This window comes from Flavobacterium anhuiense (assembly GCF_004151235.1).
Classification (GTDB): domain Bacteria; phylum Bacteroidota; class Bacteroidia; order Flavobacteriales; family Flavobacteriaceae; genus Flavobacterium; species Flavobacterium anhuiense_A.
On record NZ_JUIV01000001.1, the window covers coordinates 587686 to 602837 of the forward strand.

A 15152-nucleotide genomic window follows, 5' to 3' on the forward strand; every position below is an offset into this window, starting at 1 on the left:
CCGTTCTTTGTCTGTTCAAAATAAATTAAAAGAAAACTAAAATTAAAGAAGCTATCAAAAAAGTAAAGAAAATAATATCTAGAACCCTAATTGGGTTGATTTTACTTTTGTTAGCATTGGCTATCATACTCTCTCTTCCTGTGGTTCAGACACAGATTGCTAATTATGTTACCAACAGATTAAATGAAGATTACAAGGTTAATATTAACGTTGAAAAAACGGCAATCAATATTTTTGGTGGAGTAAAATTGAAGAAAGTGACAATCCTAGATCATCATAAAAAAACGATGATTTATTCGGATATCATCACTACTGATATTGCCAGTTTTAGTAGGCTCTTAGACGGAGATTTAATTTTTGGCGATTTACGTTTGACAGGTTTGATTTTTAATTTGAAAACCTACAAAGGTGAAGATGAAAATAATATCAATAAATTTATCCAAGCTTTTGAGGTAGAGAATACGCCTAAGAAAAAATCAACCAAGCATTTTCTTCTGACGGCTAAAAACGCTTATATCGAAAAAGGAAGATTTTCTGTTGTTGATGAAAATAAAACTACTCCTAAATTCCTAGATTTTACAAAATTAAACGCTTACATCAGCGAGTTCAAATTGTACGGACCAGATGTAAATACAAACATTCACCGATTTTCATTTATGGATCATCGCGGTTTGTATGTTTCTAATTTCGCAGGGAAATTCAGTTATACCAAAAAACAGATTAAAGTTGAAAATCTGGCCATTAAAACCAAAAGATCTTCTATTTATGGTGTAGCCATTTTAAATTATAAACCATCAGATTTTCTTGATTTTACAGATAAAGTTCGATTTGATGTTTTGATTGATTCTTCTTCTATTGCAACCAATGATATTCGCCATTTTTATGATGGTTTGGGTAAAAATCAGCATTTTAAACTGAAAACCAAATTAGACGGTCCTTTGAACAATATGACGCTTACAGGATTGAGACTAAGCGATACAAACGGATCAAAAATTAATGGAACAATCAATTTTAGAAATCTGTTGGGCAGTAAAGAACAGAAGTTTTCTATGGATGGAAAGTTTAGCAAACTGCTTTCTAGTTATGATGATTTGGTGATTTTGCTTCCTGGAGTTTTAGGAAAAAGGCTTCCGAAAGAAATGAAGCGAATTGGTAAATTTAATATTGTTGGGAAAGCTAAAGTTTCGACTGTAGCATTAGAAACCGCTTTTAAAATCGCTACAGATGTAGGAAACGGCCAAGTAGATCTTCATTTAAATAATATGGATTTTATTGATAAGGCTTCTTATTCGGGAAATATTATTTTAGATAATTTTGATGTTGGCTCGGTTTTAAATAGAAAAGATATTGGAAAAACGACTTTGAATCTTGATGTTGATGGAGTTGGTTTTACTGAGAAATATTTGAATACGGTTATTAAAGGAGACATCTCGAAACTGGATTATAATAAATACACTTATAATAATATAGTAGTAAACGGAAATTTTAAGCTTCCTTATTATAAAGGTCAAATTGCCATAAACGATCCGAATTTGAATTTAAATTTTGATGGTTTGTTGGATTTGAGTAAAAGAGAGAATCGCTATGATTTTCATATTAATGTAGAAAACTCGGATTTAAGAAAACTTAAGTTTGTAAGCGATTCTATTTCGCGCTTTAGAGGAGATGTTGTCGTTCAACTATCTGGGAATTCTATTGAAAATCTTCAAGGAGATATTTTTATAAATGATGCAGAATATCAGAACCCAAAAGCTACTTATGTTTTTGACCAAGTAAATCTGAACTCAAGTTTTGATGCTGACCGTTTAAGAACCATTACAGTAAGTTCTAATGATGTTGTAGACGGAAAAATTGTCGGTAAATTTAGATTTGATCAATTAGATAAATTGGTCATGAATTCGGTTGGTAGCTTATATACCAATTATAAACCTTATAAAGTTAGAAAAGGGCAATTTCTGAATTTCAATTTCCGTGTTTATGATAAAGTGGTTGAAATGCTTTATCCAGAAATAAACATTGATTCGTCAACGGTTGTACGAGGAAAAATAGATTCAGATTTGCAGGAATTTAAATTCCGTTTCAGATCTAAAAAAATTACGGCTGACAAAAATACATTTGACAACATACGTATTAATATCGATAATAAAAACCCACTTTACAATGCTTATGTCGAGTTAGATAGTATTAAGACACCTTATTATAAAATACGTGATTTTAACTTGATTAATGTTACGGCAAATGATACGCTTTTTGTTCGCTCTGAGTTTAAAGGCGGAGATAAAGGCGAAGATTATTTTAATCTGGATTTGTATCATACAATTGATAAAAACAAAAATAATATTGTCGGAATCAAAAAATCTGAAATGAAGTTTAAAGACTATATCTGGTATTTAAACGAAGACGCAGAAAAAGATAATCAGATTGTTATTGATCAATATTTTAAAAATTTCAATTTTGATAATATTGTTTTATCTCATGAAAACCAGAAAATTGATTTAAACGGAGTTATAAAAGGAAAAGATTATAAAGATCTCGTACTGACCTTTGAGGATGTTGATATTAATAAAATTACCCCGGCAAATTCCAAATTTGTATTTAATGGTAATTTGAATGGAAACGTCAATTATAAACAGAATAAGAATGTTTACCAGCCCACGGCATCCATAAAAATTGATCATCTTGTCATGAATAGTACTGAATTGGGCACGCTTAATTTTGATATTTCTGGAGATGAATATTTTAGAAAGTTTACAGTTAACTCATCGATTCAGAATGGTTTTACCGAATCGTTTAGAGCAAACGGAACTTTTGCTGTAGAGAATAAAGAAACGATTATGGATATGAGCCTGAAATTAGAAGGCTTCAATCTGGCTACTTTAGGAACTATCGGTGGAGATGTTCTGTCAAATGTGCGCGGTTCTGTTTCTGGAAATGCAGCTGTTGTCGGGAATTTGAAGAAACCTGAAATCAACGGACGTTTGTATGTCGAAAAAGCTGGAATGACAATTCCGTACTTAAATACCGATTACGAATTAAGTGATCGAACGGTTATCGATTTGACTAATGAAAAATTCCTGTTTAGAAATAATCAGTTAACTGATACTAAATACGGTACAAAAGGTCTGTTGAACGGAAGTATCGAACATCATAATTTTGGTGACTGGAAATTAGATTTAAATATTACTTCTAAACGTTTGGTAGCTTTAGATACAAAGGATAGTGATGATGCCGCTTATTTCGGAACAGCGTTCATAAATGGTACTGCTAGTATAAAAGGTCCTGTTGACGGTTTATTTATTAAGGTAGATGCAAAGTCCGAAAAAGGAACAGAAGTTAAGATTCCAATTAATAATACGCAAAGTGTTGGAGAAAGCAGCTGGATTCATTTTGTAACGCCAAAAGAAAAGTACAATCTAGAGAACGGAATTGTTGAGAAAACAAGAGACTATAATGGACTTGAGTTGGAGTTTGATTTTGATATTACGCCAGATGCTGAAGTAGAAGTTATTCTAGATCGAAATTCGGGCCATGGTATGAAAGGAAAAGGATACGGATCGCTTTTGTTTAAAATTAATACTTTAGGTAAGTTTAATATGTGGGGAGATTTTCAGGCATACGAAGGAACTTATAATTTTAAATACGGCGGACTTATCGATAAAAAGTTTACGGTCAAAAAAGGTGGTTCGATTATTTGGGAAGGAAACCCAATGCGTGCCCAGCTGAATTTGGAAGCAGTTTATAAAACGCAAGCCAATCCAGCAGTTCTTTTGGATAATACTTCGTCATTCAACAAAAAAGTTCCCGTAGAGGTGGTTATTGGATTAAGAGGGGATTTGGCAAGTCCAGAACCTAACTTCGATATTCAGTTTCCATCGGTAAGTAACGTTTTAAAATCGGAGATACAATATAAACTGGATGATAAAGATATTCGCCAAACACAAGCTCTTTATTTGTTATCGACTGGTTCGTTTATGAGTACCGACGGATTTAGCCAGGGAGATTTCTCTGGAACATTGACAGAAACCGCTTCAAGTTTATTAGGAGGCATTATTAAGTCAGATAATGATAAAGTAAATATCGACTTAAACTACATTGCTGCAGATAGAAGAACAGGGCAGGAGGTTGACGGTCAGTTTGTGGCTAATATATCGTCTCAAATTAATGAAAGAATTACCATCAACGGAAAACTAGGAGTTCCAGTTGGAGGTGTAAATGAATCTGCGATTGTTGGAGATATTGAAATTTTGTATCGTGTAAATGAAGATGGTACAATGAACCTTCGTTTGTTCAATAAAGAAAATGATATTAATTATATAGGACAAGGAATTGGTTATACGCAAGGTGTGGGTATCTCTTATGAGGTAGATTTTGATACTTTTAGTGAGCTTGTAAATAAGCTGTTTAAAAACCATAAAATAGAAAAAGCTGTAAAAAGTTCTTCTCATGATGATCTTCAAGACTCATATCTTCCTGAGTATATGAATTTCTCAAGTAAGAAAGATTCAGAAAAAAACAAGAAAAAAGCAAAAGAGGAGGAAGAGAAAAAGAAAAAGGAGGAAGAAAAGAAGAAAAAAGAACAGGAACATACACCAAGCAATAATCAAGGATTAATTCCTGACAACGATTATTAACACTTTGTTAAAAATAACCTTTTATAAAACCATTATTCTCATAATGGTTTTTTTTGTGCTAAATTTAGGCACTCTTTTAAAATTTTCCATGTGAGCGGGAAATTCTGATTTTTATAACACTTCATTAGGGTATTGTTAATTTTGACGATTTAATTAAAAAAATAGCGTTTTATTATTTTTAATGAAATTTTTTCCTAGAAAAAACTTATTAACGAAAACGTTTGAATTTAACAGATTTTATTAATTTATGATAATCGTAACCCGAAAAGTGCTGAATGTTTGCTAATTTTACACTTTAATACTTAAATAATGCCAAAAACAATAAAAAAAGTAGGTGTTCTTACCTCAGGAGGAGATTCACCTGGAATGAATGCTGCAATACGATCAGTTGTTCGAACTTGCGCATATCATAATATAGAATGCATAGGAATTTATAGAGGGTACCAGGGAATGATTGAGGGTGACTTCAAAGAGATGGGACCTCGTAGCGTAAATAATATTGTAAACAAAGGTGGAACGATCTTAAAATCGGCTCGTTCAGTTGAGTTTAGAACCCCTGAAGGAAGAAAGAAAGCACACGAGAATCTTGTTAAGGCTGGTGTCGATGCTTTGGTTGTTATTGGTGGTGACGGAAGTTTTACCGGAGGATTAATTTTTAATTCAGAATTTGGTTTCCCGGTAATGGGAATTCCGGGTACAATTGATAATGATATTTATGGTACAAGTTTTACTTTAGGGTATGACACAGCTTTAAATACTGTTGTAGACTGTATCGATAAAATTAGAGATACAGCGAGTTCTCATAACCGTCTTTTCTTTGTAGAGGTTATGGGTAGAGATGCTGGTCATATTGCTCTTAATGCAGGTATTGGTGCAGGGGCAGAAGAAATCCTTATTCCTGAGGAAGATCTAGGTTTAGATCGCCTTTTAGATTCACTTCAAAAAAGTAAAGCATCAGGAAAATCATCAAGTATAGTGGTTATTGCTGAGGGAGATAAAATTGGTAAAAATGTATTCGAATTAAAAGATTATGTTGAAGCCAACCTTCCTGAATACGACGTAAGAGTTTCTGTTTTAGGACATATGCAGCGTGGTGGTTCTCCGTCTTGTTTTGACCGTGTTTTAGCAAGCCGTTTAGGAGTAAAAGCAGTAGAATCTTTAATTGAAGGAAAATCTAATTACATGGTTGGACTTCGTGAAGATAAAGTGGTTCTAACTCCACTTGAGCAAGCTATCAAAGGAAAATCAGAAATTGATAGAGAATTATTAAGAGTGTCAGACATAATGTCTACATAATCAATATAAAAAGTTTAAAAAAGAAAAGAAGTTTATTGTGAGGAAATTAGACTTTGAAATAGTGTAATAAAAACAAAAGCAAAAAATTTAGTAAAATGTCAAAAGTAAAATTAGGAATAAACGGATTTGGACGTATCGGAAGAATCGTTTTTAGGGAGTCTTTCAATAGAGATAATGTAGAAGTTGTTGCAATCAACGACTTGTTAGACGTAGATCACTTAGCTTATTTATTAAAATATGATTCAGTTCACGGTCGTTTCAACGGAACTGTAGAAGTTAAAGAAGGAAAATTATATGTAAACGGAAGAAATATCCGTATCTCTGCTGAAAGAAATCCAGCTGACTTAAAATGGAACGAAGTTGATGTAGATGTTGTTGCTGAATGTACTGGTATCTTCACTACTATCGAAACTGCAAGTGAGCACTTAAAAGGTGGAGCTAAAAAAGTAATCATTTCTGCTCCTTCTGCTGATGCTCCAATGTTTGTAATGGGAGTGAACCATGAAACTGCAAAAGCTTCTGATTTAGTTGTTTCTAACGCTTCTTGTACTACAAACTGTTTAGCTCCTTTAGCTAAAGTTATCCACGATAATTTCGAAATTGTTGAAGGTTTAATGACAACTGTTCACGCAACTACTTCAACTCAAATGACAGCTGATGGACCTTCTAGAAAAGACTGGAGAGGTGGACGTGCTGCTGCAATCAACATCATTCCTTCTTCAACAGGTGCTGCTAAAGCGGTTGGAAAAGTTATCCCATCTTTGAATGGAAAATTAACTGGAATGTCTTTCCGTGTTCCTACTGCTGACGTTTCTGTAGTAGATTTAACTGTAAAAGTTGCTAAAGAAACTACTTACGAAGAAATCTTAGCTGTATTGAAAAAAGCTTCTGAAAATGAAATGAAAGGTATCTTAGGATATACTGAAGATGCAGTTGTATCTCAAGATTTCATCTCAGATAAAAGAACTTCAATCGTTGATGCTGGTGCAGGAATCGGATTAAATTCTACTTTCTTCAAATTAGTATCTTGGTATGACAATGAGTACGGATACTCAAGCAAATTAATTGATTTATCTGTACATATTGCAGGTTTAAAATAATAATATATATTTTTGCAAAATCCCGTTACTTTACAATAACGGGATTTTCTTATTTTGTTACCTCTATAATTAATGTAAAAAATACACTTTTAAATTAAAAATAGAAAAACCTAATTCCAAAAACTAAACAAATGAAATTAATAGTTGACAGTGGATCTACTAAAGCCGATTGGATTGCGATAGATGATAATGGAAAAGTATTATTCACAACACAAACTTTAGGATTAAATCCTGAAATTCTAGACGAGCCAGAAATCATTGAAAGATTAAATGACCGTTTTGATATCTTACAAAATAAAAAAAATGCTACGCATTTATTCTTTTATGGTGCCGGTTGTGGTACAGATAGAATGAAAGAGTGGTTGAAAAGAATTTTTCAAGAATATTTTTCTAACGCAATTGTAGATGTTCAAGAAGATACCTATGCTGCAGTTTATGCAACAACTCCAAAAGGAGAAGAAGCTATTGTTTGCATCTTAGGAACAGGATCAAACTGCAGTTATTTTGATGGAAAAACATTGCATCAAAAAGTACAATCATTAGGATACATTGTTATGGATGATTGTAGTGGTAATGTTTTTGGAAAAGAATTAATTAGAAAATACTATTTTAATAAAATGCCTAAAGAATTGGCTGTTGAACTTGAAAAAGAGTACGACGTTGATCCAGATTTTATTAAAAATAAATTATATAAAGAACCAAACCCAAACGCTTATTTAGCAACTTACGCTAAATTCTTGATTAAGCATAAAGATACAGAGTTCTGCAGAAAAATCATTTTCAAAGGAATGAAATCTTTCGTTAAAAATTACATCAAGCAATTTGATAATTGCAAAGAAGTTCCAGTGCATTTTGTTGGATCTATTGCGTTTTATTTGAAAGATGAATTACAAGAGACATTTAACAAATATGAACTTCAATTAGGGAATGTTTTAAGAAGACCTATTGATGGATTAATTGCTTACCATGTCGCTAATCAATAGTTCTGGTTTTATGGAAATTGCCATTATTGCTCATGATGGAAAAAAAGCAGATTTGATTGATTTCTTAATCAAAAATGAAGCTGTTTTGCACAATGAAAAAATAAGGCTAATTGGTACTGGTACTACGGGAGGAAAAGCAGAAGCTGCTGGATTTAAAACTCAGAGAATGCTTTCTGGTCCGCTCGGCGGAGATGCGCAAATTGCAGGAAGAGTAGCGGAAGGAATTACGCAGATGGTTTTCTTTTTTAAAGATCCTCTGTCAAGTCATCCGCATGAAGCAGATATCAATATGCTAATTCGCGTTTGCGATGTGCATAATGTGCCGCTGGCAACCAATGAAGCAACGGCACAATTATTATTAGATGCTATTGCACTGCAATTATAGAAATTTCTACATTAACATTTTTTGGCAGACAAGCCACTTGAACCGTTTCACGAGCTGGAGCGGTTTTTTCGTTAAAATAAGAACCGTAAACGGTATTTATTGCTCCAAAGTTGTTCATGTCCATGATGAAAATAGTTGACTTTACAACATTTTCAAAAGTCATGTTAGCTGCTTCAAGTATAGCAGCAATGTTTTTCATAACTTGAGTAGTTTCATCATTAATATTGTCTGTAATCAATTCTCCTGACTCAGGATTGATTGCAATCTGTCCAGAAGCATAAAGTGTGTTTCCAGATAAAACAGCTTGATTATAAGGCCCGATTGGAGCCGGAGCTTTCTCGGTAAAAATGATTTTTTTCATAATGAAATTATTTTGATTCGAAAGTAGTTTATCTATTTGAAACGCTACGTTTGTTCCATTTGATATCGCTAAGCATACCAGATTTAATTCCGATGAAGAAGTTCCAGTTAGAATTTGTTCCTAAAGGTTGCCAGTTAAAGGCCATTCTCCAGCTTAATAAGTCTCTTTCAAAACGAAATTGTGTAAAGGTAACTCCTTTTTGTACAAAATCGTAACCAGTCGAAACTCCGGCTTTCCATTTAGGAGTAAGGTCTGTATTAATAGAAACCATGATAGAGTTTCCAGAAATAGTGCTCTCTCTTTTTATATTTGAATATGTTAGCGAATATGCAAGTGTCATGTCCCACGGAACTTTAGAATTAAAGAATTCTGTAATAACATCCTCCTTCTCAGGTTCATTCGCAAATTGGCTGTTACGGCTGTCATTTAAGTCTGTATTCGTACCAAACAAATCATCGCTACGTCCACCGTTCCGTTGGCTCTGTGTATTTTTGTCTTTTTCTTTTCCAGTTCCTTTATTTGAGAATGAATAGTTTACAGTTACGTTTGCGCTTGTCATTCTGAATAAACTTCCTCCATTGTCAATATTGAATTTGTCAATTTTGTTCCCTCCATTATCAATCGCATAAGGATCTAATGTTGCACCAAAATTCATATTCATTTTATTGTCAAAAAACTGAGTTCCACCACTAACTAATACAGGTTGCCATCCAAATGTTGTTTTTCCGTCAGCATTGAAATTATAGCTTGTACTGAAGTTTAAGTTATTCAACAGCATTATTTTTTTAGGCTCTGTTTTTGTGCTGTCACGGTCTCTTACTTTGGCTTCAAATGTGTTGCTCAAAGCAAAACCAACGATGTTAGAATTTTCTTTTCCTGGGGCACCGTATAATCCATTTTCGAATCTGGTATACTCAGATGTAATTCTTCCAGAAGCATCAACAGCATAAGTGTCATAGTATTTCTCAAAACTTGGCGTATAAGCATACGTTATGCTAGGACGCATGACGTGTCGAATAGATTGAATTCTTTTATCGTCTCCAAAATTAAAAGTACCATAAATAGTAGTTCCTAAATTGGTGCTGAAATTATAAGTTCTGAATGCATCAAAACCATTAACAGTTTTGTTAACCGTTTGTCCAGCGGCAGGATCGTAAACTTTCTGTATGGTTTTGTTAACCCATGTTTCCTGATAAGTTGTAGAAGCTCCAGCACTAAAATATTTAAAAATCTTAAAATTGGTGCTCAACGGAATGGTCTGTTGTAAACCTAATTGAGCATCATCAAACATCTGAGGTTTGAAAAACAGTGAATCTTTTGTTTTGAAATAGTTTTTACCGCTTACATTATATTGTAAGTTGATGTTCTTTATTAACCCTTTTTTTACACCATTCTTACCAACAAACGGATATACACGGTCAATACTTCCTTGTAAAGACGGAAGCGTCATAATAATGTCTTCTGTTTGGGTGTTCTGACTGTGAGTTGCAGATAATGAAATACGGGAGCCAGGAATAGTGTTAAAAGTTTTATTATAGGAAATAGAAGAGCTTAATGTGTTGTTTAAGTTTGAGCCAATATTAGCTTGGTTGATAGACTGTTTAAAGTACTTACTGCTACCCATGTTGACAGAAGCAGAAAAGGTTGAATTCGGATTTGATTTTGTGTCTTTAGAATGCGACCACTGAATATTGTAAATGCTTTGTTTTGAGTAATCAGGATAACCTCGTTCACTGTTGATTAGATTCTCAAAACGGATATTGACATTTCCTCTAAATTTATATCGCTTTGCATATGCCGATTCGAATCGCATGGCGTAACTACCGTTGGTGTAATAATCTCCAAGTACGGTTAAGTCATAATTGTCGCTAAGAGCAAAATAATAACCTCCATTTTGCAATGAAAAACCTCTTGTGTTAGAATCGTTATAACTTGGAATGATAATACCTGATACGCTTTTTTCTTTACTTAAAGGGAAAAAACCGTAAGGCAATGCAAGTGGAGTAGGAACATCAGCAATTACTAATTGTGTTAAGCCTGCAACGATTTTTTTACCTGGAACAAACTTAATTCTGCTGGTTTGAAAGTAGTATTCAGGATTGTCAATGTCTTGAGCCGTTGTAATACGTGCTCCTTTTAAAAAGTATACAGAATCGTTTTCTTTTTTAGTAACAGAGGCTTTAATGTTTAATTCACCTTGTTTTGTTCTTGAATTGTAAATTAAAGCTTTTTTTGTTTTAAAATTAAAACGAATAGAATCAGGCTGTACTTCACTTGATCCCTGTTTGAAATTAGGGTATTGGGTTAAAACGCCAGCAGAATCTTTAATTCTTCCTGCATAAACTTCATCTTTTTCATAATTAAGTACAATGATACCTGATTTTAATTCTACATCTTTGTAGTATAATTCTGCTTCATTGTATAAAGTGATCAGCTTTTTTTTCTGATCAATTTTAGCATAATCTTTGGCTTTATATCTAACTTTTCCGTCCAAAAAAGTCTTTTTTGGTTTAACAGTATCTAGTTTGATGGTATCTGTAATCGCAGTGTTTTCTTTATCTGTTTGTTTTACAGCAGGTAAAGGCTTTTTTTTATTTTTTATTTCTTGCGAGTATAAATTACCACAACCTATAGTTAGGAAAAATGATATTAAAACGATATTAAATAAGTTTGTATGCAAAGGTTTAAATGCTATTTTTGTAAAATTATGGCTTGTTTTTTGACACGTCAAACTTACATATAATTTTTTGGCAAAAATAATCAATTCTAAAAATTATAACAGCTGCGTTTTATTAAAATTAACTTTTAGATTTATGAATAGAATTAACAAATTTAAGGTAATATTTACTTTATTTCTAACTATATCGTCCTTTTGTGCTCAAAGTCAGTCAAATGTGTTTAAGGTAACACTTGACGCTGGACATGGAGATCATGACTTTGGGGCTGTTTACAGCGGACGAATCGAGAAAAATATTGCTTTAGCTATTGTTTTGAAAGTGGGGAAGATCTTAGAGCTAAATCCAAATGTTAATGTAATTTATACTCGTAAAACAGATGTTTTTGTTGATTTGGTCGAAAGAGCAAATATTGCAAACAGAGCAAATTCGAATATTTTCGTCTCAATTCACTGCAACGCCAATAAAAATACAGCGGCCGACGGAACTGAAACTTATGTAATGGGTTTAAGTAAAGTTGCATCAAACCTTGAAGCTGCGAAAAAAGAGAACTCCGTAATTACATTAGAGAAAGACTACAAACGTAAATATGAAGGTTACGACCCTAATTCGCCAGAATCTATGATTGGTATGACCTTGATGCAAGAAGAATATTTAGATAATAGTATTACGCTGGCAACTAAAATTGAAGAAAACTTTGAAAAACTAGGAAAAAAACTTCGTCATGGAGGTGTAAAACAAGCGCCTTTTATGGTGCTTCATAAAGCCTATATGCCTAGAGTTTTGGTTGAAACAGGATTTGTTTCTAATCCGACAGAAGGAAATATTTTAAATTCAGAAGAAGGGCAGGACGATATTGCGAGAGCAATTGCAGAAGCTATTTTAAGTTATAAAAGAGAATACTTTGGTTCAGGAACTGAGTCAGAGGACAGTCGGCCCATAAGAGATACTTCAACTAAGGCAAAACCAAAAACAAATACTCCAGTTGCTGCTGTTAAAAATGCGCCAAAAGGAACTTTTTTTAAAGTGCAGCTTATTGCAAGCATCAAAAAAACACCTTTAGAACCTAAAAATTTCAAAGGGCTTAAAAATGTTACGATGGTATACGAAAATAATATTTATAAATATTTCTACGAGGAAACTTCAAGTTACGAAACGGCGCAAAAATATTTGCAAGAAGCTAAAAGTAAAGGATATGGCGCTGCATTTTTGGTGGCAACTAAAGATGGCGAAAAAATCAGTATTCAGGACGCAATTAAATAATAAGAGCAAGTTCGAATATTTATATTAATTTTGTACAAACACTTAGAATTTTGAAACTAACAAGAGAAATTAAAACGGCTATTTTAGTCATCGCATCCATTCTACTATTTATCTGGGGATATAGTTTTTTAAAGGGAAGAGACCTTTTTACTAATTATACAATATTATATGCTGAGTATGATAATGTTGAAGATTTATCGCCTTCAGCGCCAGTAACGCTTAACGGACTTGCGATTGGTAAAGTAAATAAAATTACAATTGATGAAGTTACAGGTAAATTATTGGTTGAGCTTCAGCTTAAAACAGATTTTCCAATTTCTAAAACGAGTACAGCATCAATTTATACTCCGAGTTTAATTGGAGGGAAACAAATTAAAATTATTCCAAATTTTGCTGATAAAGAATTGGCAGAAGACGGACAGAAATTAGTTTCGTCTGTTGAATTAGGATTAACAGAATCATTAGGCGGAAAAATTGAGCCAATTCAGCAGAAGCTTGATAAAATGCTTGTGAATATTGATAATTTGGTTACAGGATTAAACAATACTTTAGATAAAAATACTCAAGAAAATCTAAAGAAAACAATTGCTGAACTAAGTCAGACAATGACACAGTTTCATAAAGCTTCAGGAAGTCTAAACAATATTTTGGATACCAATAAAGGACAGATTAACGGAATGGTTACAAACTTTAATAAGATGTCTGGTAATTTCAATAAAATTTCAGATTCATTAAATAAAGCAGATTTAGGTAAAACCGTGCGTAATTTGAACCAGACCTTAGCTAAAGTAGATGTTTTAATGAGCAATCTGAACTCTGGAAAAGGTACAGCAGGAAAAATACTTAACGATGAGGCTTTGTATAACAACCTGACTAAAACTTCGAAAGAACTTGAATTGTTATTGCAAGATCTTCGCCTTTATCCAACTCGTTACGTAAACGTTTCTCTTTTCGGAAAGAAAAATAAACCATACGTAGCACCAACTGAAGAAACAAACTCAACCGATAAAAAATAATGATAAATGAGTTATTTAGATAATATTTTATTCGCAGTACTTCTTATAGCAGGTTTCGGTTTTTTTGCAGCGAGCGTAAAAAAAATCATCCGAAATATTAATCTGGGAGTCGATGTAGATCGAAAAGATAATCCTAAAGCTCGTTGGAAAAACATGGCATTGATTGCTCTTGGGCAGTCAAAAATGGTGAGACGCCCTGTTGCTGGAATCCTTCATATTATTGTATATGTAGGTTTCATTATTATTAATATCGAATTACTCGAAATCATCATTGATGGGTTATTTGGAACGCATAGAATTTTTGCGCCTTACTTAGGTGTAGTTTATGATGTTCTAATTGGTTCATTCGAAATTTTAGCTATTCTGGTAATCTTTGCTGTTACTGTTTTTTGGCTTAGAAGAAACTTTATTCGATTAAAACGTTTTATTCATTCAGATTTAACTGGTTTTCCTAAAAGTGATGCTAATTACATTCTGTATTTTGAAACGGTTTTAATGATTTTGTTTTTATTGATGAATGCTTCTGATTATCATTTGCAAAATGTGCCTGGGGGATATTCTCATTTTCATAAAGCAGGAAGTTACCCAATAAGCCAATTTATAGCGCCGATTTTTAATGGAACTTCTAATGAAACAGTTGGATTGTTATTTGAGGTTTTCTGGTGGCTGCACATTGCAGGTATTTTAGTTTTCATGAACTATTTATACTTTTCAAAACATTTGCACATTCTTTTGGCATTCCCGAATACGTATTTTGCAAACTTAAAACCAGAAGGGCAGTTTGATAATTTAGCTTCAGTTACGAAAGAAGTAAAATTAATGATGGATCCAAATGCAGATCCGTTTGCGGCAGCTCCAGCTGATGAAAATGCACATCCGGCTAAATTTGGCGCAAGTGATGTTCAGGATTTAAATTGGGTTCAGCTGTTGAATGCCTATACTTGTACAGAATGCGGACGTTGTACTTCTTCTTGTCCAGCAAATCAAACAGGTAAAAAATTGTCTCCTCGTAAAATTATGATGGACACAAGAGATCGTTTGACAGAAGTTGGTAAAAATATCGATGCTAATAAAGGTGTTTTTGTTCCAGACAACAAAACTTTACTAAACGATTATATCACACCAGAAGAATTGTGGGCTTGTACGTCTTGTAATGCTTGTGTTGAAGAATGTCCAGTAAATATCAGTCCGTTGTCTATTATTATGGATATGCGCCGTTATTTGGTTATGGAGCAAAGTGCTGCTCCAATGTCATTAAACGCGATGATGACTAATATTGAAAACAATGGTGCGCCTTGGCAATACAGCCAGCAAGACCGTTTAAATTGGAAAAACGAGAATTAAGATTTAAGGTTTAATCGGTTAGGTGTTTAACCGTTTAACCGTTTAATCGATTTTAAAATAATATTTCGGTTTTATAGAATTGTCATTTTGCTTTTAGC

10 protein-coding genes are annotated in these 15152 nt (G+C 33.2%); 8 read left to right on the plus strand and 2 right to left on the minus strand.

Going from position 1 to position 15152, the window contains the following annotated elements:
• Positions 1 to 107: 107 nt before the first annotated feature.
• The 5 genes from NU08_RS02535 to NU08_RS02555 all read left to right on the plus strand — a co-directional run bounded on the left by NU08_RS02535 (position 108) and on the right by NU08_RS02555 (position 8395).
• On the plus strand, positions 108 to 4631 hold the full coding sequence (locus NU08_RS02535) for a translocation/assembly module TamB domain-containing protein (RefSeq protein WP_242502473.1): 4524 nt from the start codon (positions 108 to 110) through the stop codon (positions 4629 to 4631).
• Between the two features lie 309 nt (positions 4632 to 4940).
• Positions 4941 to 5927: a 6-phosphofructokinase gene (gene pfkA / locus NU08_RS02540; RefSeq protein ID WP_008468812.1), complete on the plus strand. Its 987-nt coding sequence runs from the start codon at positions 4941 to 4943 to the stop codon at positions 5925 to 5927.
• Between the two features lie 95 nt (positions 5928 to 6022).
• Positions 6023 to 7027: a type I glyceraldehyde-3-phosphate dehydrogenase gene (gene gap, locus NU08_RS02545; protein ID WP_008468814.1), complete on the plus strand. Its 1005-nt coding sequence runs from the start codon at positions 6023 to 6025 to the stop codon at positions 7025 to 7027.
• Positions 7028 to 7158: 131 nt separating this feature from the next.
• Positions 7159 to 8010, plus strand: a complete 852-nt coding sequence (locus NU08_RS02550; protein WP_008468817.1) for an N-acetylglucosamine kinase-like protein — start codon at positions 7159 to 7161, stop codon at positions 8008 to 8010.
• 10 nt (positions 8011 to 8020) lie between these two features.
• Positions 8021 to 8395 (plus strand): methylglyoxal synthase, encoded by a 375-nt coding sequence (locus NU08_RS02555; protein WP_053470300.1) that lies wholly within the window; start codon positions 8021 to 8023, stop codon positions 8393 to 8395.
• Here NU08_RS02555 and NU08_RS02560 read toward each other — a convergent pair.
• Both NU08_RS02560 and NU08_RS02565 read right to left on the minus strand, forming a co-directional pair.
• A complete protein-coding gene (locus tag NU08_RS02560; protein ID WP_129745716.1) occupies positions 8376 to 8756 on the minus strand; it encodes a RidA family protein in 381 nt (126 codons plus the stop codon). The genes NU08_RS02555 and NU08_RS02560 overlap by 20 nt on opposite strands.
• A 28-nt stretch (positions 8757 to 8784) precedes the next feature.
• The gene (locus NU08_RS02565; RefSeq protein WP_165352392.1) at positions 8785 to 11487 is read right to left on the minus strand and encodes a putative LPS assembly protein LptD; all 2703 of its coding nucleotides are present in this window, start codon (positions 11485 to 11487) and stop codon (positions 8785 to 8787) included.
• An 82-nt stretch (positions 11488 to 11569) separates the two neighbouring features.
• On the opposite strand from NU08_RS02565, the gene NU08_RS02570 reads away from it, so the two are divergent.
• Genes NU08_RS02570 through NU08_RS02580 form a run of 3 tightly spaced genes read left to right on the plus strand, consistent with a single transcriptional unit; the run spans position 11570 to position 15054 of the window.
• Positions 11570 to 12694, plus strand: coding sequence for an N-acetylmuramoyl-L-alanine amidase (locus tag NU08_RS02570; protein WP_129745718.1), 1125 nt, complete (start codon positions 11570 to 11572; stop codon positions 12692 to 12694).
• 50 nt (positions 12695 to 12744) lie between these two features.
• On the plus strand, positions 12745 to 13710 hold the full coding sequence (locus tag NU08_RS02575) for an MlaD family protein (RefSeq protein ID WP_129745719.1): 966 nt from the start codon (positions 12745 to 12747) through the stop codon (positions 13708 to 13710).
• A gap of 6 nt (positions 13711 to 13716) precedes the next feature.
• Positions 13717 to 15054: a (Fe-S)-binding protein gene (locus tag NU08_RS02580; protein WP_129745720.1), complete on the plus strand. Its 1338-nt coding sequence runs from the start codon at positions 13717 to 13719 to the stop codon at positions 15052 to 15054.
• Positions 15055 to 15152: the final 98 nt, after the last annotated feature.